Source organism: Pseudomonas entomophila L48 (assembly GCF_000026105.1).
Classification (GTDB): Bacteria; Pseudomonadota; Gammaproteobacteria; order Pseudomonadales; family Pseudomonadaceae; genus Aquipseudomonas; species Aquipseudomonas entomophila.
Genome location: NC_008027.1, coordinates 698,502 through 717,436, shown reverse-complemented (window position 1 = coordinate 717,436; position 18,935 = coordinate 698,502). Strand labels below are relative to the sequence as shown.

Annotated in this window: 9 protein-coding genes and 2 rRNA genes; 1 reads left to right on the top strand and 10 read right to left on the bottom strand. The window is 63.8% G+C overall.

The features are described 5' to 3' along the window. Nucleotides 1-343: 343 nt before the first annotated feature. Nucleotides 344-1,234, bottom strand: coding sequence for a 3-hydroxyisobutyrate dehydrogenase (gene mmsB, locus PSEEN_RS03250; protein WP_011532058.1), 891 nt, complete (start codon nucleotides 1,232-1,234; stop codon nucleotides 344-346). Nucleotides 1,235-1,244: 10 nt separating this feature from the next. Further along, on the bottom strand, nucleotides 1,245-2,771 hold the full coding sequence (locus tag PSEEN_RS03245; protein WP_011532057.1) for a CoA-acylating methylmalonate-semialdehyde dehydrogenase: 1,527 nt from the start codon (nucleotides 2,769-2,771) through the stop codon (nucleotides 1,245-1,247). Between the two features lie 133 nt (nucleotides 2,772-2,904). Between PSEEN_RS03245 and PSEEN_RS03240 the strand changes: the two genes are divergently transcribed. After that, complete coding sequence (locus PSEEN_RS03240; RefSeq protein WP_011532056.1) at nucleotides 2,905-3,855, top strand: LysR family transcriptional regulator; 951 nt, start codon at nucleotides 2,905-2,907, stop codon at nucleotides 3,853-3,855. 107 nt (nucleotides 3,856-3,962) lie between these two features. On the opposite strand, the gene yfiB is transcribed toward PSEEN_RS03240, so the two are convergent. The 8 genes from yfiB to PSEEN_RS03200 all read right to left on the bottom strand — a co-directional run bounded on the left by yfiB (nucleotide 3,963) and on the right by PSEEN_RS03200 (nucleotide 18,918). Continuing rightward, entirely contained in the window at nucleotides 3,963-4,451 is a 489-nt protein-coding gene (yfiB, locus tag PSEEN_RS03235; RefSeq protein WP_044488645.1) for an outer membrane lipoprotein YfiB, read from the bottom strand. 15 nt (nucleotides 4,452-4,466) lie between these two features. After that, entirely contained in the window at nucleotides 4,467-5,729 is a 1,263-nt protein-coding gene (dgcN, locus tag PSEEN_RS03230) for a diguanylate cyclase DgcN/YfiN (protein WP_011532054.1), read from the bottom strand. Further along, the gene (gene yfiR / locus PSEEN_RS03225) at nucleotides 5,726-6,301 is read right to left on the bottom strand and encodes a regulatory sequestration protein YfiR (RefSeq protein WP_011532053.1); all 576 of its coding nucleotides are present in this window, start codon (nucleotides 6,299-6,301) and stop codon (nucleotides 5,726-5,728) included. The genes dgcN and yfiR overlap by 4 nt, the downstream gene beginning before the upstream one ends. A gap of 69 nt (nucleotides 6,302-6,370) precedes the next feature. Continuing rightward, nucleotides 6,371-8,446: an exodeoxyribonuclease V subunit alpha gene (gene recD / locus PSEEN_RS03220; RefSeq protein WP_011532052.1), complete on the bottom strand. Its 2,076-nt coding sequence runs from the start codon at nucleotides 8,444-8,446 to the stop codon at nucleotides 6,371-6,373. After that, the gene (gene recB, locus PSEEN_RS03215) at nucleotides 8,443-12,114 is read right to left on the bottom strand and encodes an exodeoxyribonuclease V subunit beta (protein ID WP_011532051.1); all 3,672 of its coding nucleotides are present in this window, start codon (nucleotides 12,112-12,114) and stop codon (nucleotides 8,443-8,445) included. The genes recD and recB overlap by 4 nt, the downstream gene beginning before the upstream one ends. Beyond that, the gene (gene recC, locus PSEEN_RS03210) at nucleotides 12,111-15,593 is read right to left on the bottom strand and encodes an exodeoxyribonuclease V subunit gamma (protein ID WP_011532050.1); all 3,483 of its coding nucleotides are present in this window, start codon (nucleotides 15,591-15,593) and stop codon (nucleotides 12,111-12,113) included. The genes recB and recC overlap by 4 nt, the downstream gene beginning before the upstream one ends. 182 nt (nucleotides 15,594-15,775) lie before the next feature. Then, nucleotides 15,776-15,891 (bottom strand): 5S ribosomal RNA (gene rrf / locus PSEEN_RS03205). Between the two features lie 133 nt (nucleotides 15,892-16,024). Then, nucleotides 16,025-18,918: ribosomal RNA gene (locus tag PSEEN_RS03200) — 23S ribosomal RNA — on the bottom strand. Nucleotides 18,919-18,935 lie beyond the last annotated feature (17 nt).

Genomic DNA, 18,935 nt, shown 5'->3' with positions numbered 1-18,935 from the left:
TTACGCTGGATGCTAGGCTGGCACCGCGATTTGAGAAACTGGCAAAAATGCCAGGTCCGCAGCACATGAAAACAAGCGGGGAATGCAAGGAGTCAGGTCCATCGCGTCGCCTGGTTCGCCGGCAAGCCGGCTCCTACGGGTCCGCGCCGATGGGCCGCGTCGCAATTTTTTTGTCCAATACCCGGGGCGCGGTCCACGATCCTGTAGGAGCCGGCTTGCCGGCGAACCAGGCAACGCGGTATCCCGCACCCACAAAAAAAATCGCGAACCCGACACCCCTCCCCCTGGTGCGCAGTTACAGGGGGAAGGCCATCCGGCCCGCGATGAAGTCCAGCTTGCTCCGTCAGTCTTTCTTGCGATAACCCTCGACGATCGCCGAGAAGTCCTTGCCGCCCTCGCCGCGCAGGCTCATGGCCTGGTACAGCTGCTGGGCCACCGCGCCGAGGATCACCGGCTGGTGCGCTTGGCGGGCGGCCTCAGTGGCCAGCCCCAGGTCCTTGAGCATCAGCTCGGCGCCAAAGCCACCGGTGTAGCCGCGTGAAGCTGGCGCCGTCTCGATGATCCCCGGCCAAGGGTTATAGGTGTCCGAACTCCAGCAACGCCCGGTCGAGCTGTTGATGATGCCGGCCAGCACCTTGGTGTCGATGCCCAGTGCGTTGCCCAGGGCCATGGCCTCGGACACGCCGATCATCGAGATGCCCAGCAGCAGGTTGTTGCAGATCTTGGCGATCTGACCGGTACCGACTTCACCACAGTGCACGATATTGCGGCCCATCTGCGCCAGCACCGGCTGCAGCGTGGCAAACAGCTCGGCACTGGCGCCGACCATGAAGGTCAGGGTGCCGGCCGCCGCGCCGCCGGTACCGCCGGAGACTGGCGCGTCGCCCATGTCGACGCCCTTGGCCGCCGCGGCCTTCGACACGTCACGGGCGGTCTGTGGGTCGATGGTGCTGCAATCCACGGTCGGGGTACCGGGCCGAATACCAGCCAGCACGCCGGTTTCTTCGTCCAGGTAAACGCTGCGCACATGGGCGGCGGCCGGCAACATGGTGATCACCAGCTCGCTGTCGGCGGCAGCCGCTTTCGGCGAGGCGCTGACCTGCCCGCCCAGCCCGGCCAGCTCCGCCAGCACGGTCTGGTTCAGGTCGAACAGGTTCAGCTGGTGCCCGGCCTTGATCAGGTTGCGGGCCATGGGTGCGCCCATGTTGCCCAGGCCAATGAATGCGATACGCATGACGAACTCCTTAGCGCAGGCTGATGGTGGTGTTCACACCGTCGTTGACGCTGTCATCGTCGAACCAGCGGGCGGTGACGGTCTTGGTCTGAGTGTAGAACTGCACCACCTGCTTGCCGTACGGGCCGAGGTCGCCGAGCTTGGAACCGCGGGAACCTGTGAAGCTGAAGAACGGCACCGGCACCGGGATCGGAATGTTGATGCCGACCTGGCCGATATCGATCTCGCTCTGGAACTTGCGCGCCGCCGCGCCGCTCTGGGTGAACAGGCCGGTGCCGTTGCCGAACGGGTTGGCGTTGACCAGGGCGATGGCCTCGTCGAGGGTGTCCACTTCCAGCGTCACCAGCACCGGGCCGAAGATTTCCTGGGTGTACACCTGCATGTCGGTCTTCACGCCGGAGAACAGGGTCGGGCCAATGAAGTTGCCTTGCTCGTAGCCAGGAACCTTCACATCACGACCATCAAGTTCAAGCTTGGCGCCTTCCTTGATGCCGCTCTCGATCAGCCCCAGCACACGCTCCTTGGCGCCCTTGGAGACCACCGGGCCGACGTCGGTGCCCGGCTCGTTGCCGGCGTTGACCTTGAGCTTGCTCGCCGCGTCCTTGATATCCGGCAGCCATTCGCGGGCCTTGCCCACCAGCACCGCCACCGAGGTGGCCATGCAGCGCTGGCCGGCCGCGCCGAAGGCGGCGCCAACCAGGGCGTTGACGGTCTGGGTGCGGTTGGCGTCGGGCAGCACCACGGCGTGGTTCTTGGCGCCCATCATCGACTGCACACGCTTGCCGTGCTGGCTGCCCAGGTTGTAGACATGGGTGCCGACCTCGGTCGAACCGACGAACGAGATCGCCTTGATGTCCTTGTGGGTGCAGATTGCATCGACCACCTGCTTGCCGCCGTGCACCACGTTGAGCACGCCGGCCGGAATGCCGGCCTCCAGCGCCAGCTCGACCAGCATCATGGTCGACAGCGGGTCCTGCTCGGACGGCTTGAGCACGAAGGTGTTGCCGCAGACGATGGCCATCGGGAACATCCACAGCGGGATCATCGCCGGGAAGTTGAACGGGGTGATGCCGGCGCACACGCCGATCGGCTGGCGCAGGGTGTAGGTGTCGACGCCACCGGCGACGTTCTCGGCGAACTCGCCCATCTGCAGCGTGCCGATGGAGGCGGCGTGCTCCACCACTTCCAGGCCACGGAAGATATCGCCTTCGGCATCGGCAATGGTTTTGCCCTGCTCGGCGCTGAGGGTGACGGCGATGCGCTTGCTGTGTTCGCGGATCAGCGCCTGCAGCTTGAGCATGATGCGCATGCGCGCGCCGATGGGGGTGTCGCGCCAGGTCTTGAAGGCGCGTTCGGCGGCGGCCACGGCGGCGTCGACTTCCTCGACGGTGGCGAACGGTACCCGCGCCAGCACTTGTTGCGTGGCCGGGTTGACGATGTCACGCCATTCGGTGGTCTTGGACTCGACCCACTGGCCGTCGATCAGCAGCTTGACCTGCTCGACCTGGGTCTGGGCGGGTGCCTGGGGTGCGTTCATCTGCGCTCTCCTTGGAATTATTGTCGGAACGAAGACGCCTACGCCGGCATGGACACGGGGTGGCGTACAGGGGCTGAGATCGAGTATAGATGTGCAAACATCCAACAAGAATGCACAAAAAAACCGGATCATCATGCAAAAAGACCTCACCTCCCTGAGCGCGCTCAACTGGGACGACCTCAAGTTCTTTCTTGAGGTAGCGCGCACCCGCAAGGCCAGCAGTGCGGCCAAGCGCCTGGCCGTGGACTACACCACGGTGTCGCGGCGCATCGGTTCGCTGGAAGGGGCGCTGGGTACGTTGCTGTTCGAGAAATCGCGGACCAACGGCTTCGTTCTCACGGCGGAAGGCCAGCGCTTGCTGGGCTATGCCGAGTCGATCGAAAGCACCTTGCACATGGCCTGCGAGCAGGTGTCGGGCTCGGGCGTGGCCTTGTCGGGGCATGTGCGCATGGGCTGCACCGAAGGTTTCGGCAGCTTCTTCGTCACCCCGCAGCTGAGCCATTTCGTCGATGCCTGGCCGGCCATTTCGGTGGATATCCTGCCGCTGCCGCACTTCATCAGCCTGTCCAAGCGCGAGGCCGATATCGTCATCGCCCTGGAGCGGCCCGAACATGGGCCGTACGTGTGCTGCAAGCTGTGCGACTACCGCCTGCGGCTGTACGCGACCCAGGACTATCTCGACCGCCACGAGCCGATCCGCGAGATCGGCGACCTGATGCGCCATCCCTTCATCAGTTACGTGGACGACCTGGCGTTCAGCTCGGAGCTGCTGTACCTGGCCAACCTGATCCCCAACGCCAACGCGCACCTGCGCAGCACCAGTGTGATCGCCCAGTACACGGCGGCCTTGCAGGGGCGTGGGCTGGCGATCCTGCCGTGCTTCCTGGCGGCGCAGGATCCGCGGCTGGTGACGGTGTTGCCGGAAGAGATCGAAGTGACGCGGCAGTTCTGGATGTACTGCCGGGAGGATCTGCGCAAGTTGAAGCGGATTACCTTGCTGTGGGATTACATCCGTGAGGTGACCGAGGCCAATGCGCCGTTGCTGATGGGGGAAACCCGCGAGATGAAATTCGCCCAAGGTTGATTAGGGCTCTGTAGGAGCGGCTTCAGCCGCGATGCAGGCATCGCGGATCTGGCACCCGCTTTGCGGGTGATCGCGGCTAAAGCCGCTCCTACAGCGAACAGGGCACGTCAGTCCGACGCCACCACGATCGACACCCGCCGATTCTCCATGCGCCCGGTACTGGTGCGGTTGTCCGCCACCGGCTGGCTGCTGCCCAGCCCGCGGGTCTGGATATTCTGCGGCTGCATGCCAATGCCGATCAGTGCCTTGGCCACGCTCTGGGCACGGCGCTCAGAGAGTTGCTGGTTATAGGCCGCCTTGCCCGAGGCATCGGCATGGCCATCAATGCGCACGCGTTGGATATCCACCGACAGCAACGCCTTGCCGATGCGCTCGACAATCGATTCGCTGGCGCTGTTGAGGCTGTCCAGGTCACTGCCGAACAGCACCTTGCCGGACAGGTCGAACGCCCAGCCCTCGTCGGTCGGGGCAAAGCCCTCGCGCTTGAGCACGGCCACCTGCTCGGGGGTCAGCCCCTTGGGCGGCACGCTCTGGCAACCCGTGAGTGTAAGCAATGCCAACAGCACGGCCAGAACGGGAAAACGCAGGGAAGTCAGGCGGTAGATCACGGTTCAGCTCCTGTTCTTAACGTCAGTGACCCGGCGTTCCGGCTGGGCCACTTGCCAATGGCCACGGCGCTTGCGCTTGGCCTGGTACATCGCCGCGTCGGCGGCATTGAGCAGACTGGCCGGGTCTTGGCCGTCGTCCGGGTAATAGGCGATACCGACGCTCAGCGAGGAGGTGATGCTGTTGCCGTCCTCCAGCTGGATCGGCAATTTCATGCTGGCGACGATCTTCTCGGCAATGCGCTCGGCGTCCTCGCGCGCCTGCAGCGGCGACAGCAGCACGGCGAATTCGTCACCGCCCAGGCGCGCCACCAGGTCATGCTCGCGCAACTGCGCGCGCACCCGGCTGGCAACACTGATCAGCACCTGGTCCCCCACCGCGTGGCCAAGGCTGTCGTTGATCTGCTTGAAGTGGTCGCTGTCGAGGAACAGCAACGCCAGGTGTTCCTGCTGGCGGGCGGCATTGCGCAGGCTGCGGGTCAGCCGGCCTTCGAAGAAGGCGCGGTTGGGCAGGCCGGTCAGGCTGTCGTGGCTGGCCTGGTGCGCCAGGCTCTCGTTCTCGCTCTGCAGGTGGCTCTGCCAGACCTCCAGTTCGTCGAGCAGCGCGTTGAAGTCGTTGCCCAGCTCGTTGAGCTCGGCGATCTGGGTTTCCGGCACGCGCCGGTCGAAACTGCGCTCGCGCCGGGCGGCGTGGGCGACGCTGGCCAGGTGGCGCAACGGGCGGATGATATCGCCGAACAGGCGGCGCGACAGGTACAGGGCAAGCACCGCGCTGAGCACGGTGCACACCAAAATCCCCACCAGGCCACTGAGCATGAAGCGCACCAGGTTGCCGCCCTGCCCGGTCAGCTCGATATGGCCGACCTTCTGGCCCATGTGCTGCACCGGCAGGTTGATCGGTTCCTCCAGCAGGCTGCGCGCCACCTGGGTCTGCAAGTGCGCCATCACTCCCTGTTCGTCGCGCTGCCAGTGCGCGAGCAGGTCGCCATCGTTGTCGAACACCTTGGCCTCGGCCACCTCCTCGGTGGAGGCGATCAGCGCCAGCGCTTCATTGGCCGCGGCACTGTCGTCGAAGACCACGGCGGCCTCGACGGTGTAGTTGATCGAGCGGGCGATCAGGTGCAGGTTGTGGTTGGCGTAGACCCGCAGCGCCGCCACGCCCAGCAGGGTCACCAGCACACCGGCCAGGCCTGCGGCGAGCAGCGCCACGCTCAGGTGGCCTCGACCGAGCACCGCGCGCAGGGTCGGCCGGCGGAAACGCCGCTTCATGGCTGCCCCGCCCGGCGCCGCGACAGCTGCAGCACGCTGGGGTGGATACGCACACCGCTGCGCGTCACCGAATCGAGGTTGACGTCGAAGGCCACCTGCTGGTCGCCGACCCGCAGGCAGAACAGGCTGCCGACGGTACACGGATCGTCGGCCTCACTGATGCTCAGCACCGGGTGGCCGTTGATGGCCTTGAACAGTTGCTCGCGCTGGGCGCTGTCGAGCTTGCCGATATACACCGCGTCGCAGCCACTGCTGACGGCGGCGTCACCGGCCAGCAGGCGGCGCACCTGCAAGGCGTGCCCGGAGTTCTGCACATTGCCCTTGATCAGGTCGTCGGCGTATTCGGTGGGGCCGACCAGGCACAAGCGCAGGGGGTTGGGTTCGGCGGGCCAGCGCGCGTAGCTCAGAATGCCCAGTACAACCTGGGTCACGGCCTTGGCCCGCTGCTGGACCTGCGCATCCGACGCGGCGCTGCCCGCCCAGGCGGGAGCGCCGTTCGACAACAGCATGGCCGTCAGCAGCGAGAGCACACAGCCCATCACGCGTCTCAAGGCCGAGACAGCCACTGTCATGGAGGGAAATCTCTCAGAAGGTTTCCGGATAATGCCGCAACGATAGCACACCGCGTCGCTCCGCCCGTATCACACCTGCTCCAGCATCAGACCGGAGACACGCCTGACCTTGCGCCCGACGGACTCCTCGAACACCCCGGCCCGTGGCTCGATCAGGCTGAAGCAATGCTTGGCCCGGGTGATGCCGGTGTACACCAGCTCCTTGGTCAGCACCGGGTTGAGCGCGTCGGGCAGCACCAGCGCGGTGTGGCTGAACTCCGAGCCCTGGGACTTGTGCACGGTCATGGCGAACACGGTCTCCACTTCGCTGAGGCGGCTGGGCAGGACGAAACGCACGCCGCCGCTGCCGTCGTTGCGCGGGAAGGCAACCCGCAGCAGGCTTTGGCCCTGGTCGTCCGGCAGGCGCAGGGCGATGCCGATGTCGCCGTTCATCAGCCCCAGGCCATAGTCGTTGCGAGTCACCAGTACCGGGCGCCCCTCGTACCAGGCTTGCTGGCTGTCGATCAGCCCGGCGTTGTGCAGTACCCGCGCCACCCGCTCGTTCAGGCCCTCGACGCCCCAGGCACCCTTGCGCACTGCGCAAAGCAACTGGAAGTCCTCGAAGCTGCGCAGCACTTCCCCGGCCCAGTGCTCCCAGCGTGGATCGTCGGCGGGGGTACCGGGCGGCGGGCGCAGGCGGCCGATGGCGCGCAGGTAGCCGCGATAGCCTTGCGGGCCCTCGGCCCCTTGGTTGAGGCCATCGAGCAGCAGGCGGTCGAAGCGCTTGTCGTGCTCGCCACCGAGGGTCAGGCAGAAGACATCCTGCGGCTTGCTCGCCAGCAGCTCACGGGCCTCCCGGGCCTGCTGGCGATTGACCAGGCGGGCCAGTTGGCCAATGCCGCTGCCTTCGCCGAAGCGGCGCGAGTGACGCAGCATGACAATCTGCTGGGCCAGCGGGTTGCGCTGGCCATCGCCCGGCTTCAAGCCAATGCCGCTCAGCGACTGCCCGCCTACCTGCTCCAGCCAGGCGAGGGTCTGGGGCCAATAGCAACCGTCTTCGGCGTCGCGGCACAGGTCGCCCAGCACCGCCCCGGCTTCCACCGAGGCCAGCTGGTCCTTGTCGCCCAGCAGCACCAGCCGTGCATTGGGCGGCAGGGCATCGAGCAGGTTGGCCATCATTTCCAGGTCGATCATCGACGCCTCGTCGACCACCAGCACATCCAGCGGCAGCGGGTTGCCCGCATGGTGGCGGAAATGGCGAGAGCCTGGGCGGCTGCCGAGCAGACGGTGTACGGTGCTCACTTCGGTGGGGATATGCGCACGCACTTCATCGGCCACCTGCAGCCGCTCGACTTGTTGCCCGATGGACTCGGTCAGGCGTGCCGCGGCCTTGCCGGTGGGCGCCGCCAGGCGAATGCGCAAGGGGCGGCCCTGCTCCACCGCAGGCGCCTGCAACAGGCCGAGCAAGCGCACCACGGTGGTGGTCTTGCCGGTGCCAGGGCCACCGGTGATGACACTGAACCCGGCGCGGGTGGCCAGGGCGCAGGCCAGTTTCTGCCAGTCCACCTCGGCACCCGGCGTACCGCCTTCGAATAGCTGCGCCAGGCGCAACGAGAGATCGTCCTGCTGGGGTTGCAGGCGGGCCAGGCGCTCATGCAGGGCGGCGTCGATATGCCGCTCGTAGGTCCAGTAGCGGCGCAGGTACAGGCGCTGCGCACTGAGCACCAATGGCCGGGAGCGTTGCTCGATGGCGTCGCCATTGGCCACCAGAGCGCTTTCGCCGATGCGCTGCAGCCAGGTGCTCAGGTCAAGGCTGGCCAGCAGTTGCGAAGGCAGCAGCAATGGCCCGGCCAGGGCATCCCCTTCTGGTGGCAACGACAAGGCGAAGTCCGGCTCGGCCAGGGTCTGCGCCAGATCCAGGCAAACATGGCCATGGCCCAACTGATGGCTGGCCAGGGCCGCCGCCAGCAGCACCAGCGGGTCGCTGCCCGGGGCACGCTCTTCGAGGAAGCTCACGAACGCGCGGTCGAGGGCGCGCAGCCAGCCGCGCTCCACCCAACGGTCGAGCAGGGCCAGCAGGTCCTGGCTGTCGCGCAGGGGCGCCAGCGCACTCAGGTGCTCGGCTTGCAGCGCGGTGGGCAGCAGGTCATCGAGGCTTCGGCTCATGGCGCGGCTCCGGCAAACAGGTCCTGCTGTTCGGGGGCATGGACGCCCCGGAACAACGCGTCCAGCGCCTCGATCAGCGCACGGGGTGGCCGGGCGTGATACAGGCCATGGCCCGCGGGCGTCACCCCACGCAGGAAGATGAACAGGGCACCGCCGATATGGCGGTCATAATCGTAATCGGGCAGACGGGCGCGCAGTTGCCGGTGCAGGGCCAGCAGGTAGAGCACGTACTGCAGGTCGTAGCGGTGCTCGAGGATCGCCTGTTCCATGGCCAGCGGCCCGTAGGCCTGGGCATCCGGGCCGAGCCAGTTGGATTTGTAGTCGGCCACGTAGTAGCGCCCGTCCAGTTCGAAGGCCAGGTCGATGAAACCCTTGAACATGCCATTGAGCTGGGTCGGCTGCGCGCCCGGGCGGGCCACGCCGCCATGGGTATGGCGCACCACCAGCTGGTCGAGCTGCATGGCATCGACGTTGTGGCTGGCAAACCAGAACTCCATCTCGATCTGGTACTGGCCCAGTTCGGCGAGGGTGAGGCTGGTATCCACCAGCGGCATCGGTTGCACCAGCATCTGCTGCAACCACTGGGTGAGCGTGGGGATCCAGCCTTTCCAGTCACGCCGGTTGCAGCGGCGGGCAACGGTGTCCTCGAGCCGATCGGGCTGTGCCGCGACCTCGGCGAAGCCTTCATTGCCGGCCCACTCCAGCAGGCCGTGGAGGAAGGTGCCGGGGTTCGGGCCACGAGGAAAACGGTGGATATCGCCCGCCTCGGCCGGTACTTCGCGCAATTGCAGGCTGTCCAGCACCTCGTCGTCCAGCAGTTGCTGGGCCTGGGAGCTGTCGGCGACCAGGGTCTGGTCGCCCACGCGCAAGGCGCTGTAGGAAGCGATCCACCAGTGTTCGGCCGCCGCCCGTCGCGGCTTGCGTGGCGGCAGCAGCTCACGCTGACTCTCGGGCATGCGATAGCACTGCGCGTCCGCCTCCGGCACCGGCCCGCTGGCGATGGCCGGGTTGGCGGCGGCCAGCACCCGCAGCCATTCGCCCAGTTCGCTCGACGTCTTCAGCGCCGAGCCGCCGCCAAGCAGGTAACCCAGGGCCGAGCGGTGCAGTTGCGAACTACGCTGGGTACCACGCTTGAGGTCGGCGACACCCAGCCAGCATGCATGCTGGGCACGGGTCAGGGCGACATAGAGCAGGCGCAGATCCTCGGCCAGGCGCTCGTCGTCGGCGCGCTCGACCTGATCGGCATCGGGGGTCAGCGTCAGGTGCGCCACGCCGTCATCGTCATGCCAGGCCAAGGGCAGGCGTTGGCCATCCACCGGTTTGCTGGTGCAGATGAACGGCAGGTACACCAGGGGGTACTCCAGGCCCTTGGACTTGTGGATAGTCACCACCTTGACCAGTTGCTCGTCGCTTTCCAGGCGCAGAATCTGCTCCTCCCCCACCTGCCCGGCATTGGCCAGGTGCTCGGCGAGGTGGCGGATCAGTGCCTGTTCGCCATCGAGCTCACCGGCCGCCTGCTGCAGCAGCTCGGCCAGGTGCAGCAGGTTGGTCAGCACCCGCTCGCCATCGCTGCGCGCCATCAGGCTGCGCGGCAACTGGAAGTCGTGCAGCAATCGGCGCAGCATCGGCAGCACGCCCTGGCGTTGCCAGGTGTCGCGGTAACGCCGGAAGCGCATCACCCAGTTCTCCCAGACCCGCTCGTCCTGGTTCAGCCGCTCCAGGTCGATCAGCGGCAGGTCGAGGGTGAGGCTGGCCAAGGCAGCCTTGAGCAGGCGCTCGGAATCCGGCTCGGCGCAGGCCTTGAGCCAGGCCAGCAGGTCATGGGCTTCCTGGGCGGCGAACACCGAGTCCTTGTCCGACAGGTACACGCTGCGTACATCGCGGGCGGCCAGTTCGGCACGGACCAGCTGCGCCTCGCGGCCGTCACGCACCAGGATGGCGATATCGGAAGGCTGGCAGGGACGCAGCTTGCCGTCCTTGTCGGCAAAACCGCTGACACCCTGTTGCCCGCCATTGAGCAATGCCACGATATGGCTGGCGCAACTGGCTGCGAGGCGCTGACGGTAGAGCGTGTTGGAGACCGGTTCGTCACTCTCCAGTTGCCAGCAGTGCAAGGCTTCGACGGGCTGACCGTCGACCAGCAAGTGCTCGGCGCGCCCCTTGGCGTGGACTTCGACGAACGGCAACGGGTTGTCGCCGTGGGCGCGGAACAGGAAGGCGCCGCGCCCTTCACTGCGTGCCTCGGCCTGGAGGAACACGCGGTTCACCGCCGCGACCATGGCCTGGCTTGAACGGAAGTTGGTGTCCAGGCTGTGCAGGCGGCCGCGGGTGGCACGGCGCGCCGCCAGGTAGGTGTAGATATCGGCACCGCGGAAGGCATAGATGGCCTGCTTCGGGTCACCGATCATGAACAGCCCGGTATCCGGGTTGTTCTCGCTGATGCGATAGATGCGCTCGAAGATGCCGTACTGCACCGGGTCGGTGTCCTGGAACTCGTCGATCAGCGCCACTGGAAACTGCTCGCGGATCAACCCGGCCAGACGCTCGCCGGCCTCACTGCCCAAGGCATGTTGCAAGCGCAGAAGCATGTCATCGAAGCCCATCTCCGCACGGCGGCGCTTCTCCACTTCGAAGCGTGCCGACACCCAGGCGGCGGCATGCTCGAGCAGCCGCACATCAGGGCTGGCCAGCCCCTGCAATTGTTCCCGCAGGTTTTCCATGGCGCGCAGGGCCGGGTGGTCTGGCGGCTCGCCGGATTTCCACGCCTCGGCCATGCCAGCGGTTGTCAGCCGGGTGAAGCCGGTGCCCAGGTCCAGCTCCATCGCCTGCTCATCGCCCGCCCAGGCGCGCAACTTGTCGAACCAGGGCTCGAAGTAGCGTGCCTGGAGTTTGCGGCCATCGGCCTGCTTGGCGGCCACGGCATCGCGGCAGATCTGCTGCAGCTCATCCGCCCAGACGCCCCAGGGTGCCTTGAGCTGGCCCAACTGCTCGGTGCGTTGGCGCAAAGTGGCTTCGATCAGGGCCTGAGGTTCGGCATCGTCTTGCGCGTCACGTACCCGTCCAAACAAAGGGCGAATACGCGGCAGCAACGCATCGGGGCTACCCCAGTTGCCACGCACCCAAGCCAGTGCCTCGCCACGCATGCCATAGCAAAAGCGTCGCCAGTAATCGCGCATTACCTGGCCAAGCAGTTCGCTGTGGTCGGTTTCCAGGCTCTGGGTGAACAGGCTGCCGCTGTCGAAGGCGTGCTCGCGCAGCATCCGCTGGCACCAGCCGTGGATGGTCGACACCGCAGCCTCGTCCATCCACTGCACGGCAATCTCCAGGCGATTGGCACAGCGCGGCCAATGCTCCTGTGGATAATCGTCGCGCAGCTGGTGCAGCAGTGGGTCGGCATCGTCCAGTTCATCACGGAAGAACCGCGCAGCCTCGGCCAGGCGTGTGCGGATACGTTCGCGCAGCTCCTTGGTGGCCGCGTCGGTGAAGGTCACCACGAGGATCTGCGGAGGCAGCAGTTCGCGGGCAAAACCCTGCTCGCCGCCGTGCCCCAGGATCAGCCGCAGGTACAACGCCGAGATGGTGAAGGTCTTGCCGGTACCGGCGCTGGCTTCGATCAGCTGGCTGCCATGCAGCGGGAAACGCAACGCCAGGGGGCGGGCTTGGCTCATTGGGCACTCTCCGGATTACCCAGGGTCTGCCAGGGTGCTGCGAACAGGGGGCGGTACAGCGCTTCGCACCAACCCTCGAAGGTTTCGTCCAGGGCGAGGGCGGCGAAGTCCCGATATTGACGGGCCAGGGCCAGGCTCTCGCTGCGCTCGCCGTAGCTGATCTGCCCGTCGCCTTCATAGGCGCGGGCGGCGGCGGCCAGGGCCTTGTCCGGATCTTCCTGGGCCAGCCAGGCGAACGCGGTCTTGGCCGCCACCGGCAGCGGGGCGTTCATGCCGGCCTGGCGGGCCAAAAGCAGCTCGCCCAGGCGCTCGGCAGCCTCACCCTGTGGTAATGGGGCGAGCAGCAAGGTCAGGTCGCTGGCCACCAGGGCGCTGTGCAAGGGGTAGCCCGAAGCGCACGCAGCCAGGTGCATGACCCAGGCCGGGATCAGTCGATGCCATTTCAGGCTGTTGCGCCCGGCACCGAGGGTATTGGGTACTGTCGCGATGCTCAGCAGGCTCTGGTCGTCGGCCTGGTACACGCGCCCCAGCCAACCTTCCAGGCGATGCGCGCCTTGTTCGAAGTGAATCGGCAAAGCGCCCTCTACCGACATCGGCCAGCGTTGCAGCAACTGGCGGTGGCGTTGCAGCAAATCCGGCAGGGGCTGGATCAACTCGGCCTGCAACGCTTCGCCGAAACCGGCCAGGGGCAACATGCCACAGGCCTGCAAGCGCCGGGCCTGGGCTTGCAGCGCGCGCTCGGCGTTGTCCGGATCGGCCAGCGCCGCTCCCAGCAGGCTTTCGCTCAAGCCATAGCGTTGCAGGGCATCGAGGACGAAGGGTTCTTCATCCGGGGTGGGTGCTTCCAGCGCCTCGAAGAAGACCTTGAGGCGCTGGCTGAAGAAGTGCCGTACCGGGTGGCGCAGGAAGTCCTGCAACTGCACCAGGTTCAATGGTTCTTCGCTGCTGTACGCCGGCAGCGCAGGGGGCTGCTCGCCGTTCTGCGCATCCTGCTGGTGGAGTACCCGCCACTCATGGGCGAAGCTGAACAGCGGGCTGCCTTTCTGGAAGTAGCGCAGGCTGAACGGCTGCAGCGGGTGCTCCTGGGTCAGGGCATGCAACAACTGTTGGCCAGGGTCTTCGCGTTGCCCCAACCGGGCGCCTGCCAGCTGCCAGCCCGCAGCCAGGTGATCGCGCAGTTGCCCCACCAGCACCGAGGCGGGGCGCTCGCTGTTGTCGCGGATACTGCGCCCGACCCAGCTCACGTAGAGCTGGTCACGGGCCGACAGCAGCGCCTCGAGCAGCAGGTAGCGGTCGTCCTCCCGGCGTGAGCGGTCGCCTGGGCGGTAGTCGCTGGCCATGAGGTCGAAATCGAGTGGCGGCTGGGCACGCGGATAGTCACCATCGTTCATGCCCAGCAAGCAAACCACGCGGAACGGGATGGCGCGCATGGGCATCAGGGTGCAGAAATTCACCGAGCCGGCGAGGAAACGCTGGGATAGCTTGCCCTGGTCCAGACCCGACAACCAGGCTTCGCGGACCACGGTCAGCGGCAACAGATCCTGCAGGCCGACCGCGTCACAGGTTTCCAGCCAGGTGTCGCGCAGGTCCTGTAGCTGCACCAGCAGCAACTCGTCGTGTTCGTCCTCGGCCAGGAAGAAGATCTGCAGCAAGGCATGCAGCCGCTCGCCCCACTGTGTCGCCGTGGCCGGTTGCGAAAGCGCCTGACAGGCGATGTCCAGGGCATCGAGCAAGGCCACCAGTGGGCCAATCAGAGCCGCATCGAGCCCGCCGATCTCATCGTACGGCTCGATACCGTCGCAGCCCTCACCTACGCCCACGGCATAGCCCAGCAACATGCGCCGCAAACCGAACCGCCAGCTGTTCTGCTCCAGCCCTTCGGGCAAACCCAGGCTGGCGCGTTGCTCGGCACTCAGGCCCCAGCGGATACCGGAGCCCTCGATCCAGCGATGCAGGGTAGGCAGGTCGCTCTCCTGGATGGCGAAGCGGGCCCGCACCGCAGGAACATCGAGCAGGTCGAGCACTTCGCTGACCGCGAAACGGCTGTCGGGCAGTTTCAGCAAGTGTTCCAGGGCGATCAGCAGCGGGTCGCGGCCGCGTTGGCCCTGGTCGGTCAGGGTGAACGGGATGTAGCGAGGATCATGGCGTTCGAGTTGGCCGAACACCGCGCGAATGTGCGGGGCATAGGTGTCGATCGCCGGCAGCATGACGATGATGTCCCGGGGCCGCAGCGTGGGGTCGGCACTGAAGCGTGCCAGCAACTGGTCATGCAGGATCTCGACTTCGCGCTGTGGGCTGTGGGCTACATGAAAGCGCACGGAGCGGTCCTTGGTCGGATCGACCGCAGGCCACTGCTCGCGGGTTTCCGCCAGTGGGCGCAGTTCGAGGATGTCATCCTGGAGCTGGTTGAGCAGTGTCTGTGGATCACCTTCACTGAACAGGTCGATACGGCCGTCACTGAAGACGGTCTGGTAGCTGCCCGGGTCGTCGTAGCTGTCGAGCAGGTTGATGTAATCACGGCCCTGTTTGCCCCAGGCGGCGAGCAGCGGGTGGGCGTGCTGGTGCAGGAGCTCGTCGTCCAACTGCATGGGCATACCTTGCTTGCGTTGCTGGCGCTTGTACTGGTGACGCAGCAGATCCTTGTCGGCAACAATATCGCCCCAGTGGTGACGGCAAGGGTTGTGTACGCACAAAAGCACCTGACTGAAACGGGCAAGGCCCGCCAGCGCCTCGAGAATCTGCGCGGGCAGCGACGAGATACCGAACACGATCAGCCGAGCCGGCAGACCAGCGGGCGTCTGCTCCAGGCTGTTGATGCGTTCGATGAAACGCTGGTGCACCCCGGCACGACTCTGGGCCATGCCCTCCTCACCGACATCCTCCAGAAGGATGCGCCACAGTTCGGCCTGCCAGCGGTTACCCGCCGCCAAGGGCTTGCGCTCACCCCGTGCAGTGTTTAGCACATGGGCGCCGGATGCCCAGTCCTTGAGCCAGTCGGCACGGTAGACCTGGTACTGGTCGAACAGGTCGGCCAGCCGCTCAGCCAGCTGGTAGCGCTTGCGCAGGTCACTGTCATCGGTGAGGAATCGGCGCAGGGGTTCGAAGTGCGGTCGCTCGATCACTTCCGGAAGCAGCCGCATCAGGCGCCAGGTCAGGGGCGCCTTGTCCAGCAGCGAGACCTCGGGGATTTCGTCGCGCCCCAGTACACGGCGGTACAGCTGCCACATGAAGCTGCCGGGCAACTGTACATCGATGGCCGCGGCGATGCCGCAGCCGCCCTGGTCGTCGTCCAGTGAGTCTTCGGCCAAGGCCAGCTTCAACCACTGGGCGATGCCGTTGCTCTGCACCAGGGCGATTTCGTTTTCCAGGGGCGCCAGGGGGTAACGACGCATGACGCTCACCACCAGGTTGCGCAAGTCATCCAGGCGGTTGCCCTGGACGATCATGAAGCCTGGGTGAAGTGAGGTGGTCATGGCCATTGGGGCTCTCTGATAGGGCGGTGGTACTGGTGGGAAACCATATCACGGGGGGCGCTGTGGTGGCTGGCACCGGCGGTGTCGGTGTTCGCCGGCAAGGCCGGCTCCTACAGAGGGCGCGTGTTTCTTAGGCACAAAGACAAAACCCCTACCTGCATGCGCAGATAGGGGTTTTGCGAAATGAATCTTGACGATGACCTACTCTCACATGGGGAAACCCCACACTACCATCGGCGATGCATCGTTTCACTGCTGAGTTCGGGATGGGATCAGGTGGTTCCAATGCTCTATGGTCGTCAAGAAATTCTGTTGCCAGAAGATCCAGATGGATACTCCAGCGAATTCGGATATGTGATTTGTGATGTTGCGAACTTTCGGTTCTTTCGTCTTCACCACCACAATCTGCGTTCATGTGCAGATTGCTTGGGTGTTATATGGTCAAGCCTCACGGGCAATTAGTATTGGTTAGCTCAACGCCTCACAGCGCTTACACACCCAACCTATCAACGTCGTAGTCTTCGACGGCCCTTCAGGGAGCTCAAGGCTCCAGTGAGATCTCATCTTGAGGCAAGTTTCCCGCTTAGATGCTTTCAGCGGTTATCTCTTCCGAACATAGCTACCCGGCAATGCCACTGGCGTGACAACCGGAACACCAGAGGTTCGTCCACTCCGGTCCTCTCGTACTAGGAGCAGCCCCTCTCAAATCTCAAACGTCCACGGCAGATAGGGACCGAACTGTCTCACGACGTTCTAAACCCAGCTCGCGTACCACTTTAAATGGCGAACAGCCATACCCTTGGGACCGGCTTCAGCCCCAGGATGTGATGAGCCGACATCGAGGGTGCCAAACACCGCCGTCGATATGAACTCTTGGGCGGTATCAGCCTGTTATCCCCGGAGTACCTTTTATCCGTTGAGCGATGGCCCTTCCATACAGAACCACCGGATCACTAAGACCTACTTTCGTACCTGCTCGACGTGTTTGTCTCGCAGTCAAGCGCGCTTTTGCCTTTATACTCTACGACCGATTTCCGACCGGTCTGAGCGCACCTTCGTACTCCTCCGTTACTCTTTGGGAGGAGACCGCCCCAGTCAAACTACCCACCATACACTGTCCTCGATCCGGATAACGGACCTGAGTTAGAACCTCAAGGTTGCCAGGGTGGTATTTCAAGGATGGCTCCATGAGAACTGGCGTCCCCACTTCAAAGCCTCCCACCTATCCTACACAAGCAAGCTCAAAGTCCAGTGCAAAGCTATAGTAAAGGTTCACGGGGTCTTTCCGTCTAGCCGCGGATACACTGCATCTTCACAGCGATTTCAATTTCACTGAGTCTCGGGTGGAGACAGCGCCGCCATCGTTACGCCATTCGTGCAGGTCGGAACTTACCCGACAAGGAATTTCGCTACCTTAGGACCGTTATAGTTACGGCCGCCGTTTACCGGGGCTTCGATCAAGAGCTTCGCTTGCGCTAACCCCATCAATTAACCTTCCGGCACCGGGCAGGCGTCACACCCTATACGTCCACTTTCGTGTTTGCAGAGTGCTGTGTTTTTAATAAACAGTCGCAGCGGCCTGGTATCTTCGACCGGCGTGGGCTTACGCAGCAAGTGCTTCACCCTCACCGGCGCACCTTCTCCCGAAGTTACGGTGCCATTTTGCCTAGTTCCTTCACCCGAGTTCTCTCAAGCGCCTTGGTATTCTCTACCTAACCACCTGTGTCGGTTTGGGGTACGGTTCCCAGTTATCTGAAGCTTAGGAGCTTTTCTTGGAAGCATGGCATCAACCACTTCGCGCTCTAAAGAGCACTCGTCATCAGCTCTCGGCCTTGAGATCCCGGATTTGCCTAAGATCTCAGCCTACCACCTTAAACTTGGACAACCAACGCCAAGCTGGCCTAGCCTTCTCCGTCCCTCCATCGCAATAACTGGAAGTACAGGAATATTAACCTGTTTTCCATCGACTACGCTTTTCAGCCTCGCCTTAGGGACCGACTAACCCTGCGTCGATTAACGTTGCGCAGGAAACCTTGGTCTTTCGGCGTGCGAGTTTTTCACTCGCATTGTCGTTACTCATGTCAGCATTCGCACTTCTGATACCTCCAGCAAGCTTCTCAACTCACCTTCACAGGCTTACAGAACGCTCCTCTACCGCATCACCAAAGGTGATACCCGTAGCTTCGGTGCATGGTTTGAGCCCCGTTACATCTTCCGCGCAGGCCGACTCGACTAGTGAGCTATTACGCTTTCTTTAAAGGGTGGCTGCTTCTAAGCCAACCTCCTAGCTGTCTAAGCCTTCCCACATCGTTTCCCACTTAACCATGACTTTGGGACCTTAGCTGACGGTCTGGGTTGTTTCCCTTTTCACGACGGACGTTAGCACCCGCCGTGTGTCTCCCATGCTCGGCACTTGTAGGTATTCGGAGTTTGCATCGGTTTGGTAAGTCGGGATGACCCCCTAGCCGAAACAGTGCTCTACCCCCTACAGTGATACATGAGGCGCTACCTAAATAGCTTTCGAGGAGAACCAGCTATCTCCGAGCTTGATTAGCCTTTCACTCCGATCCACAGGTCATCCGCTAACTTTTCAACGGTAGTCGGTTCGGTCCTCCAGTCAGTGTTACCTAACCTTCAACCTGCCCATGGATAGATCGCCCGGTTTCGGGTCTATACCCAGCGACTAAAGCGCCCTATTAAGACTCGCTTTCGCTACGCCTCCCCTATTCGGTTAAGCTCGCCACTGAATATAAGTCGCTGACCCATTATACAAAAGGTACGCAGTCACCTAACAAAGTAGGCTCCCACTGCTTGTACGCATACGGTTTCAGGTTCTATTTCACTCCCCTCTCCGGGGTTCTTTTCGCCTTTCCCTCACGGTACTGGTTCACTATCGGTCAGTCAGTAGTATTTAGCCTTGGAGGATGGTCCCCCCATGTTCAGACAAAGTTTCTCGTGCTCCGTCCTACTCGATTTCACTGGCAAGAGATTTTCGTGTACGGGGCTATCACCCACTATGGCCGCACTTTCCAGAGCGTTCCACTAATCTCAAACCAGCTTAAGGGCTGGTCCCCGTTCGCTCGCCACTACTAAGGGAATCTCGGTTGATTTCTTTTCCTCAGGGTACTTAGATGTTTCAGTTCCCCTGGTTCGCCTCTTGCACCTATGTATTCAGTACAAGATAACCAGCTTATGCTGGCTGGGTTCCCCCATTCAGAGATCTCTGGATCACAGTCTGTTTGCCGACTCCCCAAAGCTTATCGCAGGCTACCACGTCTTTCATCGCCTCTGACTGCCAAGGCATCCACCGTATGCGCTTCTTCACTTGACCATATAACCCCAAGCAAT

Coding starts and splice junctions, on each gene's coding strand:
- mmsB (WP_011532058.1), bottom strand. CDS start 1,234: ATGCGTATCGCATTCATTGGCCTGGGCAACATGGGCGCACCCATGGCC.
- PSEEN_RS03245 (WP_011532057.1), bottom strand. CDS start 2,771: ATGAACGCACCCCAGGCACCCGCCCAGACCCAGGTCGAGCAGGTCAAG.
- PSEEN_RS03240 (WP_011532056.1), top strand. CDS start 2,905: ATGCAAAAAGACCTCACCTCCCTGAGCGCGCTCAACTGGGACGACCTC.
- dgcN (WP_011532054.1), bottom strand. CDS start 5,729: ATGAAGCGGCGTTTCCGCCGGCCGACCCTGCGCGCGGTGCTCGGTCGA.
- yfiR (WP_011532053.1), bottom strand. CDS start 6,301: ATGACAGTGGCTGTCTCGGCCTTGAGACGCGTGATGGGCTGTGTGCTC.
- recD (WP_011532052.1), bottom strand. CDS start 8,446: ATGAGCCGAAGCCTCGATGACCTGCTGCCCACCGCGCTGCAAGCCGAG.
- recB (WP_011532051.1), bottom strand. CDS start 12,114: ATGAGCCAAGCCCGCCCCCTGGCGTTGCGTTTCCCGCTGCATGGCAGC.
- recC (WP_011532050.1), bottom strand. CDS start 15,593: ATGGCCATGACCACCTCACTTCACCCAGGCTTCATGATCGTCCAGGGC.